17 protein-coding genes and 1 tRNA gene are annotated in these 17345 nt (G+C 70.9%); 7 read left to right on the top strand and 11 right to left on the bottom strand.

Going from position 1 to position 17345, the window contains the following annotated elements:
* Nucleotides 1-129: 129 nt before the first annotated feature.
* Both QRN23_RS03625 and QRN23_RS03620 read right to left on the bottom strand, forming a co-directional pair.
* The gene (locus tag QRN23_RS03625) at nucleotides 130-2340 is read right to left on the bottom strand and encodes an NADP-dependent isocitrate dehydrogenase (protein ID WP_285062576.1); all 2211 of its coding nucleotides are present in this window, start codon (nucleotides 2338-2340) and stop codon (nucleotides 130-132) included.
* A gap of 121 nt (nucleotides 2341-2461) precedes the next feature.
* Nucleotides 2462-3103 (bottom strand): GNAT family N-acetyltransferase, encoded by a 642-nt coding sequence (locus QRN23_RS03620; RefSeq protein WP_056043046.1) that lies wholly within the window; start codon nucleotides 3101-3103, stop codon nucleotides 2462-2464.
* A gap of 92 nt (nucleotides 3104-3195) precedes the next feature.
* Here QRN23_RS03620 and QRN23_RS03615 point away from each other — a divergent pair, with 92 nt between their 5' ends.
* From QRN23_RS03615 to QRN23_RS03605, 3 genes are all read left to right on the top strand, one after another.
* Nucleotides 3196-3858, top strand: a complete 663-nt coding sequence (locus QRN23_RS03615; protein ID WP_200412691.1) for a TetR/AcrR family transcriptional regulator — start codon at nucleotides 3196-3198, stop codon at nucleotides 3856-3858.
* An 86-nt stretch (nucleotides 3859-3944) separates the two neighbouring features.
* Nucleotides 3945-4487: a GNAT family N-acetyltransferase gene (locus QRN23_RS03610; protein ID WP_285062574.1), complete on the top strand. Its 543-nt coding sequence runs from the start codon at nucleotides 3945-3947 to the stop codon at nucleotides 4485-4487.
* Nucleotides 4488-4694: 207 nt separating this feature from the next.
* Nucleotides 4695-6050 (top strand): APC family permease, encoded by a 1356-nt coding sequence (locus QRN23_RS03605; RefSeq protein WP_285062572.1) that lies wholly within the window; start codon nucleotides 4695-4697, stop codon nucleotides 6048-6050.
* 97 nt (nucleotides 6051-6147) lie between these two features.
* Here QRN23_RS03605 and QRN23_RS03600 read toward each other — a convergent pair whose 3' ends face one another.
* From QRN23_RS03600 to QRN23_RS03590, 3 genes are all read right to left on the bottom strand, one after another.
* A complete protein-coding gene (locus QRN23_RS03600) occupies nucleotides 6148-7476 on the bottom strand; it encodes an ABC transporter substrate-binding protein (protein WP_285062571.1) in 1329 nt (442 codons plus the stop codon).
* 146 nt (nucleotides 7477-7622) lie between these two features.
* Nucleotides 7623-8456, bottom strand: a complete 834-nt coding sequence (locus tag QRN23_RS03595) for a carbohydrate ABC transporter permease (protein ID WP_056044474.1) — start codon at nucleotides 8454-8456, stop codon at nucleotides 7623-7625.
* Nucleotides 8457-8545: 89 nt separating this feature from the next.
* Nucleotides 8546-9478, bottom strand: coding sequence for a carbohydrate ABC transporter permease (locus QRN23_RS03590; RefSeq protein ID WP_056043057.1), 933 nt, complete (start codon nucleotides 9476-9478; stop codon nucleotides 8546-8548).
* A gap of 294 nt (nucleotides 9479-9772) precedes the next feature.
* Between QRN23_RS03590 and QRN23_RS03585 the strand changes: the two genes are divergently transcribed.
* Nucleotides 9773-10795 (top strand): LacI family DNA-binding transcriptional regulator, encoded by a 1023-nt coding sequence (locus QRN23_RS03585; RefSeq protein WP_285062568.1) that lies wholly within the window; start codon nucleotides 9773-9775, stop codon nucleotides 10793-10795.
* Between the two features lie 55 nt (nucleotides 10796-10850).
* Here QRN23_RS03585 and QRN23_RS03580 read toward each other — a convergent pair whose 3' ends face one another.
* Nucleotides 10851-11291, bottom strand: coding sequence for a MarR family winged helix-turn-helix transcriptional regulator (locus QRN23_RS03580; protein WP_123571685.1), 441 nt, complete (start codon nucleotides 11289-11291; stop codon nucleotides 10851-10853).
* Between the two features lie 72 nt (nucleotides 11292-11363).
* On the opposite strand from QRN23_RS03580, the gene QRN23_RS03575 reads away from it, so the two are divergent.
* Nucleotides 11364-11726 carry a VOC family protein gene (locus tag QRN23_RS03575; protein WP_285062565.1) on the top strand — a complete coding sequence of 121 codons (363 nt, stop codon included), beginning with the start codon at nucleotides 11364-11366 and terminating at the stop codon, nucleotides 11724-11726.
* Between the two features lie 103 nt (nucleotides 11727-11829).
* Here QRN23_RS03575 and QRN23_RS03570 read toward each other — a convergent pair whose 3' ends face one another.
* Nucleotides 11830-12636 carry a phosphatase PAP2 family protein gene (locus QRN23_RS03570; protein WP_159827412.1) on the bottom strand — a complete coding sequence of 269 codons (807 nt, stop codon included), beginning with the start codon at nucleotides 12634-12636 and terminating at the stop codon, nucleotides 11830-11832.
* A 155-nt stretch (nucleotides 12637-12791) separates the two neighbouring features.
* Here QRN23_RS03570 and QRN23_RS03565 point away from each other — a divergent pair, with 155 nt between their 5' ends.
* Entirely contained in the window at nucleotides 12792-12968 is a 177-nt protein-coding gene (locus QRN23_RS03565) for a hypothetical protein (RefSeq protein WP_158612924.1), read from the top strand.
* 181 nt (nucleotides 12969-13149) lie between these two features.
* Here QRN23_RS03565 and QRN23_RS03560 read toward each other — a convergent pair.
* The 4 genes from QRN23_RS03560 to QRN23_RS03545 form a co-directional block, all read right to left on the bottom strand.
* Nucleotides 13150-13221, bottom strand: a tRNA-Arg gene (locus QRN23_RS03560).
* 142 nt (nucleotides 13222-13363) lie between these two features.
* Complete coding sequence (locus QRN23_RS03555) at nucleotides 13364-13858, bottom strand: HNH endonuclease (protein WP_123571687.1); 495 nt, start codon at nucleotides 13856-13858, stop codon at nucleotides 13364-13366.
* Between the two features lie 347 nt (nucleotides 13859-14205).
* Entirely contained in the window at nucleotides 14206-15039 is an 834-nt protein-coding gene (locus QRN23_RS03550; RefSeq protein ID WP_285062560.1) for a C40 family peptidase, read from the bottom strand.
* Between the two features lie 327 nt (nucleotides 15040-15366).
* Nucleotides 15367-16059, bottom strand: coding sequence for an iron-dependent transcriptional repressor DtxR (locus tag QRN23_RS03545; RefSeq protein ID WP_056043076.1), 693 nt, complete (start codon nucleotides 16057-16059; stop codon nucleotides 15367-15369).
* Nucleotides 16060-16147: 88 nt separating this feature from the next.
* Here QRN23_RS03545 and serC point away from each other — a divergent pair, with 88 nt between their 5' ends.
* Nucleotides 16148-17260, top strand: coding sequence for a phosphoserine transaminase (serC, locus tag QRN23_RS03540; RefSeq protein WP_056228870.1), 1113 nt, complete (start codon nucleotides 16148-16150; stop codon nucleotides 17258-17260).
* Nucleotides 17261-17345: the final 85 nt, after the last annotated feature.

The raw sequence follows: 17345 nt of genomic DNA, 5'->3' as shown, positions 1-17345 counted from the left end.
TCCTTCGCGCGCCCCCGAAGGACGATTCGCGACCAGTCGACGGCCCGACCCGACGGACGACGGGAGGCGCGGTGCCGACGGGCACCGCGCCTCCTGTTCTCGAGCGACCTGCGCCCGGCGACCGACGACCTACAGCGTCGCGAGCGCCTCGTTCAGCGTGCGCGACGGGCGCATCACGGCTTCGGTCTTGGCTGCGTCGGGGTGGTAGTAGCCCCCGATGTCGACGGCCGTGCCCTGGGGCTCGATCAGTTCGGCGACGATCGCCTCTTCGGCCCCGCCGAGGGTGGCGGCCAGCCCGGCGAAGGCGGCGGCCAGTTCGGCGTCGTCGGTCTGGGCGGCGAGCTCGTCGGCCCAGTACTTGGCCAGGTAGAAGTGGCTGCCGCGGTTGTCGATCGAGCCGAGCTTGCGACCGGGCGACTTGTTCTCGTCGAGGAAGGTGCCGGTGGCGCGGTCGAGCGTGTCGGCGAGGATCTGCGCCCGCGCGTTGTCGGTCGACGTCGCGAGGTGCTCGAAGCTGACCGCGAGGGCGAGGAACTCGCCCAGGCTGTCCCAGCGCAGGTAGTCCTGCTCGACGAGCTGCGAGACGTGCTTCGGGGCCGAACCGCCGGCACCCGTCTCGAACAGGCCGCCGCCGTTGATCAACGGCACGACCGAGAGCATCTTGGCCGAGGTGCCGAGCTCCATGATCGGGAACAGGTCGGTCAGGTAGTCGCGCAACACGTTCCCGGTGACCGAGATGGTGTCGTCGCCACGGCGGATGCGCTCGAGCGAGAACGCCATCGCGTCGACGGGCGAGAGGATCTCGATCTGCAGGCCCTCGGTGTCGTGTTCGGCGAGGTACGTGCGGACGAGCCCGATCAGGGTCGCGTCGTGGGCACGGGTCTCGTCGAGCCAGAAGACCGCCGGGGTCTGGCTGGCGCGGGCCCGCGTGACGGCGAGCTTGACCCAGTCGCGGATCGGGACGTCCTTCGTCTGGCAGGCGCGCCAGATGTCGCCCGTGGCGACCTCGTGCTCGATGAGCGTCTCGCCCGCCTGGTTCACGACGCGGACGGTGCCGTCGCCGGGCACCTCGAAGGTCTTGTCGTGCGAGCCGTACTCTTCGGCGGCCTGCGCCATCAGGCCGACGTTCGGCACCGAGCCCATGGTCGCGGGGTCGAAGGCGCCGTTCGCACGGCAGTCGTCGAGCACGGCCTGGTAGATGCCGGCGTAGCTCGAGTCGGGGATGACGGCCAGGGTGTCGTGCTCGTCGCCGTCGGGGCCCCACATGTGGCCCGACGTGCGGATCATCGCGGGCATCGACGCGTCGACGATGACGTCGCTCGGCACGTGCAGGTTGGTGACGCCCTTGTCGGAGTCGACCATGGCGAGGTCGGGCCCGTCGGCGATCCCCTGGTCGAAGGCGGCTTTGATCTCGTCGCCGTTCGGCAGTGCCGCGAGGCCCTGCAGGATGCCGTTGAGACCGTTGGCGGGGTCGAGCCCGGCAGCCTGCAGGTCGGCACCGTACTGCTCGAAGACGCGGGGGAAGAAGGCGCGGATCACGTGGCCGAAGAGGATCGGGTCGCTGATCTTCATCATCGTGGCCTTGAGGTGGACCGAGAACAGGACGCCCTCGGCCTCGGCCCGGGCGATCTGTGCGGCCAGGAACTCGTGCAGCGCGGCGACGTGCAGCACGGTGCCGTCGACGACCTCGCCGGCCAGCACGGGGATCGACTCGCGCAGCACGCGGGTCTCGCCGTCGGTGCCGACGAACTCGATGTGCAGGGTGTCGTCGGCCGGGATGACGACCGTCTTCTCGTTCGAACGGAAGTCGTCGACGCCCATGGTCGCGACGTTCGTCTTCGAGTCGGCCGTCCAGGCGCCCATGCGGTGCGGGTGCTTGCGGGCGTAGTTCTTGACCGAGAGCGGAGCACGACGGTCGCTGTTGCCCTCGCGCAGCACGGGGTTGACCGCGCTGCCCTTGACCTTGTCGTACCGGGCCTTGACGTCGCGCTCGGCGTCGGTCGAGGGCGAGTCGGGGTAGTCGGGCAGGTCGTAGCCCTGCGACCGGAGTTCGGCCACGGCGGCCTTGAGCTGCGGCATCGAGGCCGAGATGTTCGGAAGCTTGATGATGTTGGCCTCGGGCGTCTTCGCCAGGGCCCCCAGCTCGGCGAGGGCGTCGCCCTGGCGCTGCTCGTCGGTGAGGCGCTCGGGGAACTGGCTGATGATGCGGGCCGCCAGCGAGATGTCGCGGGTCTCGACGTCGACCCCCGCGGTCTTGGCGTAGGCCTGGATGATGGGCAGGAACGAGTAGGTCGCCAGCATGGGCGCCTCGTCGGTCAGCGTGTAGATGATCTTCGCCATGCGGCAGGTGCTCCCTCGTTGTCGGGCATGCGTGTGCTCGGTGGTGCTGCCTCTACGCTACCGCGCAGAAGTCTCTCGACATGAAGATACATGCCCGGTCTGGACGGCCCGCCCGCGCGGCTCAGGTCGTCCGTGTCGCCGGGCGCCACATCGCCGCGGGCGTCGCCCCCGGGAGCCCGCGGATCGGCCCCAGCTCGACGAAGCCCAGGCGCCGGTAGAGCGCCCGGTTCCGCTCGGTCGACGACTCGAGGTAGGCGGCGCCGCCCGTCTCGTCGATCGCCGCGAGGCGGTGCTCGATCAACGAGGTGCCCACGCCGAGCCCTCGGGCCGCGTCGCCGACCGCGATCTCGCCGAGGTACCAGTGCGGCAGCCGCGGCCGGGGCGCCGCCAGGGTCGCCTGGTGGCGGGCCGCCGGCACGAGCCCGCCGAGTCCGAGCGCCCGCAGGTACCGCGGCAGCTGCCCGAGCTCCGCGAACGACACCGGCAGGCGCAGCGGCGAGGACGGTCGGGTGCGCGGCGCCTCCCAGACGGCCGCCCCCACGACGTCCCGGCCGGCGTCCGCCACGGCCACGTCGACCGTGCGACGGCCCGCCGGGATCGACCGCATCATCGCGGAGAAGAGGTCGACCAGACGGGCATGGCGCCGCCGCCCGCGCGGGACGAACCCGAGCATGACGGGATCGTCGCGGAACCCCTCGGCGAGCACGGCGGCGGCCGCGTCCAGCTGGTCCGGGCGGGCGGCGGTGATGGTCACGTCGGGCACGGTGTCTCCTCGAATGATTCGTCATGATTGACGGATTCGTCAGTCGTGACAGAATGTAGCCAGACATCCCGCCCGACACGTGAGAGGCCGCTGTGAAACCGGACGACGAAGAGGCGCGGGTCGCCCCCTCGAGGACGTCCCGCCGCACGCGCGACACGCGTCGCAAGCTGGTCGAGGCCGGCGTCGTCCTCTTGCGGCGGGCCGACTACGCCGCCGTCCCCGTCGCCGAGATCACGCAGCTGGCCGATGTCGGCCTCGGCACGTTCTACAACCACTTCGCCGGCAAGGACGCGTTGTTCGACGAGGCCGTGCAGAGCGTGCTCGACGCGCAGACCGAGCGCATGGCGGCGCTCGGGCGCGCGGACGACTCCCCCGTGACGACCGCGGCGATCGCGATGCACGTGGTCCTCGGACTGGCCGAGAGCGACCCGGCCGTGGCCGTGGTCGTCGCGCGCAACGGCCTGCGCCTGCTCGACGCCGAGGCCGCGCTGGTGCCGCAGGCACGGGCTCTTGTGCAGGCCGGGCAGGCGGCGGGCTCCTTCGCCGAGCTGGACGTCGACCTGGCGCTGTCCCTGGTCGGCGGCAGCCTCCTCGGCGGGCTGCACACCTGGTGGTCGACCCCCGAACTCGTCACCCCCGCGTGGACGGTCGAGCTGGTCGCCCGCGTGCTCGTGGCCCTCGGGTGCGACCTCGGGGACGCTCGCCGCGCCTCCTCGTCCGGTCTCGACCGGGTGACCGGGCGCGACGCGGGCTGACGCACCGAGCCGCACCGCCCCGAGCCGCACCGCACCGGGACGCACCGGGCCGAGCCACACCTCGCCTGATCGGCGAAGATGGTCAGGTGACCACTCCGGCGCCCGCGACGAGCATCGAACCCCGCCCCTACGACCACCCCGACGTGCAGCAGCTCGTCGAGGGACTGCAAGAGCTGTACGTCGAGATCTACGGCGGGCGCGACGTCAGCCCGATCGACCGCTCCGAGTTCGAGCTGCCGAGGGGCACGTTCGCCGTGGCCTACGAGGCCGGCGAGCCCGTGGCGCTCGGAGCCTGGCGCCTGCTGCCCGACGGACGGGCCGAGCTGAAGCGGATGTACGTCCGGCCCGACCGGCGCGGGCACGGCCTGTCCCGGCTCGTGCTGCACTGGCTCGAACGGTCGGCCGCACACGCCGGCGTCACCGAGATGGTGATCGAGACCAACGTGGCCCACGACACCGCGATCCGCCTCTACGAGTCGGCCGGTTACGGGCCGATCGCGGCCTACGGCCACTACGCGGACGACGAGGGCACGGTGTCGCTCGGCCGCTCCCTGGACGGCGCCCCGACGCACGGGGCCGGGCTCGCCGAGGCGGCCGGGCCGTCGGACGGCGCCCGCCCCACCGACTGAGCGGGCCGCAACACCCGACCGGGTCGGCCCGCAACACCCGACCGGGTCACCCCGACACGGCGACCCGGCCGACCACGTCGGCCAGCTCATGACCCACGAGGTGACCGTTCGTCAACCCCCGGCCGGCACTCGGCCCCCGACGGCTCGGTCGTGGTTCGTTCGTCGGCGAGGCCTGCGCACCCCGCCCGGCCCGGACGAGGAGGACCCATGGCCGAGCCGGCGACCCGCGACGTCCCGCAGCCCCCGACCGGAGGCCCGGCCGTCGGGCAGTCCAAGCTCGAGCAGGCGATCACGGGCCCGCTGCTCTACCTCTTCATCCTCGGCGACGTGCTCGGGGCCGGGATCTACGCCCTGATGGGAACCCTGTCGGCCGAGGTCGGTGGGGCGCTCTGGGCCCCGCTCGTGCTCGCCCTGCTCCTGGCGCTGCTGACCGCGGGCTCGTACGCCGAGCTCGTCACCAAGTACCCCAAGGCAGGAGGGGCGGCGATCTTCGCCGAGAGGGCGTTCCGTCGGCCACTGGTCTCGTTCCTGGTCGGCTTCAGCATGCTGGCGGCCGGCGTGACGAGTGCGGCGGGCCTCTCGCTGGCCTTCGCCGGCGACTACCTCGGCACCTTCGTCGACCTGCCCCCGGTGCCGACCGCCATCGCCTTCCTGGCACTCGTCGCCCTGCTCAACGCCCGGGGCATCAGCGAGTCCTTGCGGGGCAACGTGGTCATGACCGTCGTCGAGGTGAGCGGCCTCGTCATCGTGATCGCGGTCGTGGCCGTGATGCTCGGCGGCGGGGGCGGAGACGTCTCGCGTGTCGGGGAGTTCCCCGTCGACGCGAACCCCGCCCTGGCCACGCTCGGTGCGGCGATCATCGCGTACTACTCGTTCGTCGGCTTCGAGACGAGTGCGAACGTCGCCGAGGAGGTGCGCGAACCGAGCCGGGTCTACCCCCGCGCCCTGTTCGGCGCGTTGGCCACGGCGGGCGTGGTCTACGTGCTCGTCGGGCTCGCGAGCGCCGTGGCGTTGCCGCCCGCCGAGCTCGCGGACTCGACCGGTCCCCTGCTGGCGGTCGTCGCCGCGACCGGCGTCGGCGTGCCCACCTGGGTGTTCAGCCTCATCGCCCTCGTGGCCGTCGCCAACGGAGCGCTGCTGACGATGATCATGGCGAGCCGCGTGACCTTCGGCATGGCCGAGCAGGGGCTGTTGCCCCGCTCGCTCGGTGCGGTCCTGCCCCGACGGAAGACGCCCTGGGCCGCGATCGCGGTCACCACGGCCGTCGCCATGGCGTTGACCACCGTCGGCGACATCAGCGTCCTCGCCGAGACGGTCGTCCTGTTGCTGCTGTTCGTGTTCATCAGCACGAACGTGGCCGTGCTGGTGCTGCGTCGGGACCGGGTCGACCACGCGCACTTCCGCGTCTGGACGGCCGTGCCGGTGGCCGGCGTCGCGTCCTGCCTGCTGCTGATGTCGCAGCAGAGCGGGCAGGTCTGGCTGTTCGGGGCGATCCTGCTCGCGGCGGGCACCGTGCTGTACCTCGTCGCGCGGGCGAGGAACCGGGCCACCGCGGGGCGCTGAGGCGCCGCGGCCGGACACCGGCCGGCGCGATACCGGCGGGAGACGCAGAGGAGGCGCGGTGCCGGGATCACCGACACCGCGCCTCCTCGGATCATCGCTACTCGACGGTGATCGACTGGGCCTTCATCGCGGCCACGGTCTTCTCCTGGCCCGACTTCAAGGCGTCGAGGAGGGTGCCGTCACCCGAGGCGGCCGCCCCGAAGCCGTCCGAGATGTCGCTGTAGGTCTGCGTCATCGTCGGTCCCCACGTGAAGGGCTGGATGTTCTCGGCGGCCTTCGCGAAGTCCTCGTAGATGGCCTGGTCGCCGTAGAACTCGACGCCCGAGGTCAGGGCCGGCAGGTCGGCACCGGTCGTGGAGGCCGGGTACAGGTTGGCCTCCTTGTTCAGCGCCTCGAGCGACTCGGTCGAGGTGTTCAGCCACACCAGGAACTTCGACGCCTCGGCGGGGTGCTCGCTGCCCTTGAAGACGACGTTCGACGATCCGCCCCAGGCGGCCGACGCGGACTCGCCGTCCTTCCACTGCGGCATGGGCGCGACGGCCCACTTGCCCGACGTGTCGGGGGCGCCGCTCGAGATGGTGTTGGCACCCCAGACGGCCGAGACCCAGGTCCAGTCCTGGTCGGTGTTGTACGCGTTGTTCCACTCGTCGGTGAAGCTCGGCAGGGTCGTGACGAGGTCCTTCGAGATGAGGTCCTGCCAGTAGTCGGCGACCTTGGTCGAGGCCTCGTCGCCCATGTCGACCTTCCAGGTGCCGTCCGCGGTGTCGAACCACTGGCCACCGGCCTGCGACACCAGACCGGCGAACTGGTTCACGTCGCCCTTGGCGAAGTTGGTGATGCTGCCGCCCATCTCCTTGATCGTCACGGCGTCCTCGGCGTACTGCTCCCACGTGGTGGGGACGTCGAGGCCGGCCTGCTCGAAGAGGTCCTTGCGGTAGTACAGCGCCATGGGACCGGAGTCCTGCGGGATCGCGTAGACGGAGTCGTCCTCGCCGAAGGTGACCTGGTTCCAGAGGCCGTCGGAGTAGTCGGCCTTCGCGGCGGAGACGCCCTCGCACGAGGCGATGTTCGCCAGTCCGTCCTGCACGCGGAAGGCGGGCAGGGTGTCGTACTCGACCTGACCGATGTCGGGGGCGTTGCCGGCCTGCAGCTGGTTGAAGAAGTTCTGGTAGGTGCCGCTGTTGCCGTTCGGCACGATCGAGACCTTGACCTGGATGTCGGGGTTCTCCTCGTTCCAGAGGGCGACGACCTTGTCCATGTTCGGCACCCAGGTCGTGAAGTTCAGGGTGACCTTGCCGGAGGACGCCTCGCACGAGGCGGAGTCGCCGGAGGCGCCGTCCGAGCCGCTGCCGGAGCTGCAACCGGCGAGGGCCATGGTCGAGACCACGGCGGCCGCCGCGATCGTGAGTACTCGGGATGTCTTCATCTGGTGTCCAATCGGGGTGCGGAGCCGGAGGGGCCGGCCACGGGAGGGAACGACGTCGTTGCCTTGCGGAGAGGAGGTCGAGGAGGTGCGGGTCGGTGGATCAGGACGGGAGCGGCGGATCGGGACGGCCGGGGCCGCGGGATCGGCTACTTGAGGCCGCCGGACCCCAGGCCGCTGCGCCAGAAGCGCTGCAGGCTGAGGAAGGCGACGAGCAGGGGGATGATCGAGACCAGTGCGCCGACGAGCACCAGGGTGCGCAGTTCGGGGTACTGGCTCACGTTGGAGTTCCAGGTGTAGAGGCCGAGGGTCACCGGGAAGAGCTCCTGGGACCGCAGCATCACCAGCGGCAGGAAGAAGTTGTTCCAGATGGCGACGAACTGGAACAGGAACACCGTCACGAGGGCGGGCGACATCAGCCGGATCGCCACGGTGAAGAACGTGCGCAGTTCGCTCGAACCGTCGATGCGGGCGGCCTCGACGATCTCGTCGGGGACGCTCGACGCCGCGTAGATGCGGCTGAGGTACACGCCGAACGGGCTCACGATGCTGGGCAGGAAGACCGCCCAGAAGGTGTCGGTCAGTTCGACCTTGCTGAAGATCAGGAACAGCGGCAGCGCCAGGGCCGTCGCCGGCACGAGCACGCCACCCAGGAAGATGTTGAACAGCGCCTCACGACCCCAGAAGCGGTACTTGGCCAGGGCGTAGCCGCACATCGCCGACAGGATCGTGCCGAGCGCGCCGGCGACCGTCGCGTAGACGATGCTGTTGAGCATCCACCGCGGGAAGATGCCGTCGTTGTACGTGAACAGCCGGCCGACGTTGCCGACGAAGTCCTGCGCCGACGTCGGCGAGAACCACAGGGCGGCGCTCGAGTTGAAGTTGTCGAGCGTCTTGGTCGACGACACCAGCAGCCAGAAGATCGGCACGAGGAAGTAGAGCGTGAAGGCGCCCATGATGACCATGGCGGCCGTTCGCGACATCACGCTCTCGCGGGGCCCCCCGCCGCGTCGGCGAGCAGGGGTCGTCGCGTCGTCGAACGACTGGGCGGGACGGATGGGGGCGTCGACGGTCACTGGTCGGCCTTCCGCTGGGTCAACCGGAGGAACCCGATCGAGAGGATGAACGTGGCGACCGCGAGGACGACGCTGAACGCCGCCGCGAGGTTGAAGTTGGGCACCGAGGATGTCGAGTAGACGAGCATGTTCGGCGTGAAGGTCGACGAGATGGTCGACGTGAACTGGCGGAAGACCAGCGGTTCGGTCAGCAGCTGCAGGGTGCCGATGACCGAGAAGACGGCGGTCAGCACGATCGCGGGGACGACCAGCGGGATCTTGATCGACACGGCGATGCGCCACTGCGAGGCCCCGTCGAGGCGGGCCGCCTCGTAGATCTCGGTGGGGATCGCGAGGAGCGACGAGTAGATGATCAGCATGTTGTAGCCGACGAACACCCAGGTGACGACGTTGGCCACGGCCCAGAGCACCGTGCCGCCGTCGAGGAGGCCGGCCCGCGACGTGACGGCCGAGAACGGCGAGAGGCTCGGCGAGTAGAGGTAGCCCCACATGATCGCCGCGATGACGCCGGGCACGGCGTAGGGCGCGAAGAACGCGAGGCGGAAGAACCGCTTGCCGCGCAGCAGGGGCGAGTCGAGCAGCAGCGCGAAGAGCAGGGCGAGCAGCAGCATCACGGGGACCTGGACGACGCCGAAGAGCAGCACCCGGCCGATGGACGACCAGAACTCGGTGTTCTGGAAGACCAACGCGTACTGCGAGAGGCCGCCGAAGACCTGGGTCGGGGCACCGAACGTGCCCTCGCGTTCGACCTTCTGCAGCGACTGGAAGACGGCGTAGAGGATGGGCGTCAGGTAGAACGCCGCGAAGAGCGCCGCGAAGGGGACGATGAAGATCGCGATCGCCTTGCGGTACCGGAACGGCTTTCGCGGTCTCGTCGGACGCGGGGACGGCGGGGCGACGACGGCGGGCTCGGCAGCAGTCTGGGTCACACGGGGCCTCGGCTTCTTCGGCGGGTGTCCTTCACGAACGGCCGGAGGCCCTTCGACGGCGAAGGTTCACAGGGTTTCTGTGATCGTTCCCAGAGGATGACCCAAAGGATCGGATGGCATTTTCTGGGAACGTTCACAGAGCTAAGCCCACGGTCGCCGGTTTGTCAAAGCGGAGGGGCCGACCGTGATCGTACGGTGACCCGACCGGCCGCCCGTCCTTCGCCCTCCGTGCGACCTCCGTTCGCCCTCCCGGGAACGATCCCGAGGGTCCCGGGCTCCGCTAGGGTGACCGACATGCCCGGTCCGAGATCTCCGCGTCGGCGTGCCACGATCCACGACGTGGCCGCCGAGGCCGGCATCTCCCGGGGCACCGTGTCGCGCGTGCTGAACAACGAACCGTACGTCTCGCACCAGGCGCGCGAGGCCGTCGAGGCCGCCGTGGCCAAGGTGGGCTACGTCCGCAACGCGGCCGCGCGCAACCTCGTCACCCAGCGGTCGCGCGCGATCGCGCTGATCGTCCACGAGCCCCATTCGGTCGTGCTCGACGACCCGAACATCGGCAACATCCTGATCGGCACCAACGCCGTCCTGTCGCAGGCCGACCACCAACTCGTCACGCTGATGATCGACTCCCAGCGCGACAGCGACCGCGTGGTCGAGTACCTGCGCGGCGGCTTCGTCGACGGGGCGATCATCCTGTCCGCCCGGACGGGCGACCCCATCTCGCAGGCCGTCGCCGAGCTCGGGCTGGCGGCCTCGTTCGTCGGCCACCCGAGCGACGCTCCCGACATCCCGTTCATCGGCATCGACAACCAGGCCGCCGCCGAGGCGATCGTGCGCCGACTCGTGTCGACGGGGCGCAGCCGGGTCGGCATGCTCGCCTCGGGACTCGACCGCGACTCGGGCGAAGACCGCCTCGCCGGCTTCCGCGCCGCGCTCGGCGACCTCTACGACCCGCACCTCGTGGTGCGCAACCCGTTCTACAGCTACTCGGCCGGCGTCGACGGCATGACCGAGCTGCTCGAGCGGGACCCCCGGGTCGACGGGGTCTTCGCGGCGTCGGACGCCGTCGCCGCCGGGGCCCTCGACGTCCTCCACCGGCGCGGGATCTCGGTGCCCGGCGACCTCGGCATCGTCGGCTTCGACGACAGCTCGTGGGCGCTGCGCTGCACCCCGCCCCTCTCGACCGTGCGCCAGCCCGCCGAAGAGCTGGGCCGACGGGCCGCCCGCCAGGTCCTCGACCAGCTCGGCGGCACCGACGAGACGCACACCGCGCTCCTGCTGCCGACCGAGATCATGTGGCGCGAGAGCGCCTGACCCGTCCCGGGCACCACACGGGGAGGCGCGACGAGACGAGCCCCGACGACGTCGGTCAGCGCAACGCGGCCGCGAATCCCCGCAGGGCCGTGACCACCTGACGCCGCGCCTCCTGGTCGAGCCCTCGCGTCATCGCGTCCTCGACGCCCCGCACGGCCGCACTCGCCGTCGCCAGTTGGCGGCGGCCCGCCGCCGTCAACTCGGTCGGCAACGCCCGCCCCGACGGCGCCCGCTCGGCCCGCCGCACGAGCCCGTCGCGCTCGAGCGACTGCAGCAGCACGTTCATGGACTGTCGCGTGACGAAGGCGCCGCGGGCGAGCTCGGAGTTCGAGAGCCCGGGGCGCTGGGCCAGCAGTTCGAGGCACGAGTAGTGCGTGATCGTCATGCCCAACGGGCGCAGCTCGGCCTCCATGGCGGCGCGGAGGGCGCTCGACGCCTCCTTCAGCAGATACCCCACGGAGGTCTCGAGGTCGATGGTCGACGCGGCTTGACTCATGTCAGTAGTCTGACATATGTTCTGCTGTGTCAGTCAACTGACATCAACCACCACGACACGAGAGCAGGCACCATGACCGCCACCGGCCCCGACTTCATCTCCCTCCAGGTCCGCGACGTCGAGCGCTCGGCCGCGTTCTACGAACGGCACCTCGGGCTCACCCGGCAGGACGGCCCGCCCCACGCCGTCGTCTTCGCCACGACCCCGATCGCGTTCGCCGTGCGGGGCCCGCTGCCCGGCATCGACCTCGACGCGGCCCCGCTCGGTCGCGGCGTCGGCCTCTGGCTGCTCGCCCCCGACGCCCAGGCGATCCACGACGCCCTGGTCGCCGCCGACGTCGAGATCGCCACCCCGCCGGTCGACGGCCCCTTCGGCCGCACCTTCACCTTCGTCGACCCCGACGGCTACCAGGTCACCCTGCACGACCGCGCGTGACGCCCGTCGCCGCCATCCGAGCACGAGGCCCCGGACGAGGAGGCGCCGGACGAGGAGGCGCGGCGCACGCCCGCCGCGGTGGTCGCGTCGGTCGGGCTCCGCGTCACTCGTGGACGTCGTCGTCGTCCTGGGTGCTCAGGTAGAGCCGGTGGCTCGTGACGATCAGCGAGAGCCAGCCGATGCCGCTGACCCAGCCGACGGCGACGTCGGTGAACCAGTGGGCCCCGAGCAGCACGCGGGACAACCCCACGACGCCGGCCGTCCCGGCTGCGGCGCCGACGAGGGCGACCTGAGGTGCCTGCTTCTCCTGCCGGAGAGCCAGGAGGTAGGCGAGCACGCCGAGGATCGTGGTGGTGTTCAGCGTGTGGCCGGACGGGAACGACGGGGACTTCTCGTACGGCGGGATGGCTTCGTGACGGTCGGGCCGGTTGCGCTTGATGAGCCTCTTGCCCACGACCGTCATGGCGAGCGATCCCGCACCGGCCGCCACGACGAGGGCGACGGGGCTGGGGTGGCGATCCCGGAAGCCGAAGGCCGCTGCGGCTCCGACGGTGACGGCGGGCAGGACGACGGGCCCGAAGACGTGGGCGAGGGCGGCGGCCGCGCCGTTCGTCGCCGGGGAGCGGAGGTTTTTCGCGCGCTCGAGCGCCGGCCGGTCGAGGCTCTCGATGCCGTCCCGACCCGTGACACCGTCGTAGATGTAGGCCGCCCCGGCGGTCGCCGCGAGGGCGATGCCTCCGCCGACGGCGAGCGTCGCGACCAGGGCGCGGCGGGCGCCGACCTTCTGCGCGACGACCTTGTGTCGCGACGCGAGACGCCGGCCCGGCCTCGAGCGCCACTCGGTGAGGTCGCGACGGCCGATCTGCCGGTCGTAGCGGGTCGTGCGGGCGGTCTCAGCGGCGGTCGGCATGAGCCCACTCTGGCCCCTCGGCGATCGGGGCCTCCAGGTAGCGTGGTTCCCGGCCGTCTGAGCGCGACGGGCACTCACGGTGGCGTGTGCGCCGGCGACTCCCCCACGCAGGCTCGGCGACGTCAGCACCGTTCCCACCAACCGGAAGGCTCCTCATGGTGTTCTCGATCACCCTCCTCGTCCTGGGGCTCGTCGGCATCGTCGGCGGCGTCCTGATCGTCCGGCAGCGGGACGGCGGCAGCGCCCTGCCGGGCGTGGCGATCACGGCGTTGGGAGCGGTGGCGGCCGCACTCGGCATCGCCCTCCTGGCGCTGCCCGAGCTGCCCGCGTAGCCGATCGGCGCTCGCGAGGAGTGCCCCTGGACGGGCGCGCAGAGCGCGGAGCCGCAGGGGTTCGAGTCCCTCCAGGGGCATCGTCGCGAAGCGACGTCAGGTGCCCCTGGACGGGCGCGCAGAGCGCGGAGCCGCAGGGGTTCGAGTCCCTGCAGGGGCATCGTCGCTAAGCGACGTCAGGTGCCCCTGGAGGGACTCGAACCCCCAACCCTTTCCTTAGGACGGAACTGCTCTTCCATTGAGCTACAGAGGCTGACCCCGCGAGTCTACCGAACCCGCGCCTCCTGCCGTCCGGCCCACCATGCACCCCGTTCGCGAAGATGAACCCCGATGAAGCGGGGTTCGTCTTCGCAAACGGGGTTCATGGGCAGACGAGCGGGCGCCGGCGCCAGGCGTCACGCAGCGGCGAGGTACTCGTCCCAGTTCGCCTGCGTCCGCTCCATGCCGCGCACGACCCAGCCGACCCCGTGCGGCGGCTTGGGCGTGAAGAGCAGCTCCCAACCCATCTCGTGCGGGGTGCGGTCGCTCTTGAGGTTGTTGCACTTGAGGCAGCACGCGACGAGGTTCTCCCAGCTGTCCGCCCCGCCCCGCGACCGCGGCTGCACGTGGTCGATCGTCGTCGCGGACCGACCGCAGTAGGCGCACCGGTGCGAGTCGCGCCGCATGACGCCCCGCCTCGAGACGGGGATCTGCCGGGTGTGCGGGATGCGCACGTACCGCGTCAGCACGATGACCGACGGGCGATCCCACGACGTCACCGCCCCGAGCACGGGGTGTTCCGCATCGGCGGCGACGACGGTCGCCTTCTGGCTCATGACGAGGACGAGGGCCCGCCGGTCGGACACGACGGCGAGGGGCTCGTAACCGGCGTTCAGGACGAGAGTGCGCATGCTTTCCCTTTCGAAGCACCCTGGACGGCTTCCAGGGATTCGATCTCTCGGGGCGGCGCAGGCCCAGCAGGCCCACCGATACGAAAAAAGCACCGTCACGAGGACGGTGCTCTGTCACATGGCGGGGTGTCGTATGTGCTCGTGCGACAGCGCACCCATGGTGCGGGTGGCGGTCGAACGAGGCATCTGACGCTCCTGGTCTCAACGGAACTCCGAGATCGCCAGGTTAACCCCGGAAGGGTCGCACTGCCTAGAGGCAGGACGACCCTTCACAGGTTGTTCACGCGGGGCGCCGTCCGGGCGCACGATGCCCCAGGAGGCGCGGTGCCCCAGGAGGCGCGGGTCGCCTACGCCCCGTAGCGCACGTAGTGCACCGCGGAGGTCCACAGCGGGCGGACGCTGACCGAGCCACCGGGCTTCGGTGCGTCGAGGATCATGCCGTTGCCGGCGTAGAACCCGTCGTGCGACCCGTCGTTGAAGATGACGACGTCGCCGGGCTGCGCCTCGGCGGCCGAGATCGGCGTGCCCAGGGCTCCCTGGCGGGTGACCGAGTGCGGCAGCGAGATGCCGTACTGCGAGTAGACGTACATCACGAAGCCCGAGCAGTCGAAGCCGGCCGGGGTCGCGCCACCGAAGACGTAGGGCGTGCCGACGTACTGCAGGGCCGTCGCGTAGACGGCACTGAGGCTGAACGCGCCCGGCGTCGCGACCGTGCCCGTCGCCGAGGTCGTCGCGGCGGCCACGTTCTGGGCGGCCGTCGGGCCCGTGTAGCTGGCGTAGCTCGCGGCCAACGCCGCACGCTCGGCCTCACGCTGGCTGGCGAGGGCGGCCGCGTTGAGGTCCGCCTGCGACGTCGCCGTGTAGCCGTCCCGGGTGGCGTCGGCGAGGGCGACGTCGTCCGCGACCGCGACGCTCTGCGCGTGGCTGGTCGACGAGCTCGTCGACGAGGCGCCGACGCTCGGGCCGTTCGCCGCCGCCGGGTTCGACGCGAACGCCGGCAGCGCCATCGTGCCGATCAGACCGGCGGTGAGCGTCATCACGGTCACCGAGACCACGCTGCGCTTGACCGACGGGCGGCCCGGGCGGGCGGCGGGCGCGGCCGTGGCCTGGCCGCGACGCAGCGACGAGCGGGTCGGCAGATCGGCGGGGGTGCGGGTGGCGACGGTGCGGTTCGGGCGCACGTCGGGGGTGTGGTCTGAGCCGGGAAGGGTCAAGAGGGTGGGTCTCCTGCGTCTCGACAGCTTTCGGGAAGCTGTCCCGTCCGTTCGTTCGTATCGCGACGACACACGGCAGGAGACGGGCGTGAGAGACGTCCTGCCACGGGTCCGGCGGCCGGTTCAGCAGCCTGGGGACTCAGCGACTGTAGCCCAGCGACCCCTGCGAGATCATCCTCGAGAGGGATATTTGTAACGGATCGGTAAACGACTGCGTGATCCGGGGCAGAACGCAGGAGGCGCGGCGCACGGACGCAAGAATCCCGCGTGGCCGCATCCCGCCTCGGTGAGCGGTCAGAGCCCGACGTAGATGTGCTGTGCGACCTCGGTCGGCAGCTCGAGGCCCTCGTCGTGGCCCTCGACCTTGACGAAGACGTACGACCCCGCCGAGCGAAGGGTCGCGACGCCGCCCGGCAGCACGCCGGCGCCCTGCAGCTGCTGCAGCAGCTCGGGCTCGAACTGCACCGGCTCGGCCAGGCGACGGATCGGCCGGGTGACGCCCTCGGGGTGCTCGGCGAGCACGGCCACGAGGTTGACCACGCCGTCGAGGAAGCGCCCCGCAGGAGAGTCGCCGAGCTCGTCGAGCCCGGGGATCGGGTTGCCGTAGGGCGACTCGGTCGGGTGGTCGAGCATGTCGAGCAGTCGTCGTTCGACCTGCTCGCTCATGACGTGCTCCCACCGGCAGGCCTCGTCGTGCACGTAGGCCCAGTCGAGGCCGATCACGTCGGCGAGCAGGCGCTCGGCGAGGCGGTGCTTGCGCATGACGTGGGTCGCCTTCGCGCGTCCGTCGTGCGTGAGCTCGAGGTGTCGGTCGCCGGAGACGACGACCAGGCCGTCGCGTTCCATGCGGGCGATGGTCTGCGACACGGTCGGACCGGAGTGGCCGAGACGCTCGGAGATGCGCGCACGCAGCGGCACGATGTTCTCTTCTTCGAGGTCGAGGATCGTGCGCAGGTACATCTCTGTGGTGTCGACGAGATCGGTCAACAGGGGCCTCCCGGTGGAACACGTGGACTACCCCGCAAGCCTACCGGCTGCACGCTGGGCACCGCGCCGCGTCACTAGGATCGAGCGCATGGCGGACATCCGGATTCCCACTGACCTCTTGCCCACCGACGGCCGCTTCGGTTGCGGCCCTTCGAAGGTGCGGGCCGCCCAGCTCGAGCACCTCGTCACCGCCGGCGCGACGATCCTCGGCACCTCGCACCGTCAAGCCCCCGTGAAGGACCTGGTGGGTCGCGTCCGCGCCGAACTGGGCGAGCTCTTCCGCCTGCCCGACGGCTACGAGGTCGTGCTGGGCAACGGCGGCTCGACCGCCTTCTGGGACGCCGCGGCGTTCGGGCTCGTCGAGAAGCGTGCCGAGAACCTGTCGTTCGGCGAGTTCGGCTCGAAGTTCGCCAAGGCCGTCGCGGCCCCCTGGCTCGAGGCCCCCCACGTGGTCACCGCCGAGGGCGGCTCGTTGGCCGAGGTGGAGGTGCTCGAGGGCGTCGACGTCTACGCCTGGCCGCACAACGAGACCTCGACCGGTGTCATGGCCCCGGTCACCCGGGTCGCCGGTGACCCCGGTGCCCTCACCGTCGTCGACGCGACGAGCGCGGCGGGCGGCATCGACGTCGACGCCTCTCAGGCCGACGTCTACTACTTCGCCCCGCAGAAGAACTTCGCGAGCGACGGCGGCCTCTGGTTCGCGCTCTTCTCCCCCGCGGCGATCGAGCGCGTCGAGCGGATCGCCGCCAGCGGCCGTTACGTCCCCGAGTTCCTCAGCCTCAAGAACGCCGTCGACAACTCGCGGCTCGACCAGACGTTGAACACGCCCGCCCTGACGACCCTGCTGCTGCTCGAGGACCAGACCCGCTGGATGCTCGAGAACGGCGGACTCGCCTGGGCCGACGCCCGCACGCGCGAGTCGTCGTCGGCGCTCTACGACTGGGCCACCGCCTCCGAGTACGCGACCCCGTTCGTCGTCGACCCGTCGCACCGTTCCCAGGTCGTGGCGACCATCGACTTCGCCGAGTCGATCGACGCCGCCGCGATCGCGAAGGTGCTCCGCGCCAACGGCATCGTCGACACCGAGCCCTACCGCAAGCTCGGCCGCAACCAGTTGCGCGTCGCGACCTTCACGGCCATCGAGCCCGACGACGTCCGCCAGCTGATCCGGTCGATCGAGTTCGTCGTCGACGCCCTCTGACCGATCGCCCGCACGACGAAGGCCCCGACACGATCGTGTCGGGGCCTTCGTCGTGGTCCGACCCCGACGCAGGAGGCGCGGGTCG

The sequence above is a fragment of the Frigoribacterium sp. ME-P-080 genome (genome assembly GCF_030209595.1).
GTDB lineage: Bacteria > Actinomycetota > Actinomycetes > Actinomycetales > Microbacteriaceae > Frigoribacterium.
The sequence above is the reverse complement of the archived record's forward strand: the minus strand, read 5'-3'. Positions and strand labels throughout refer to the sequence as shown.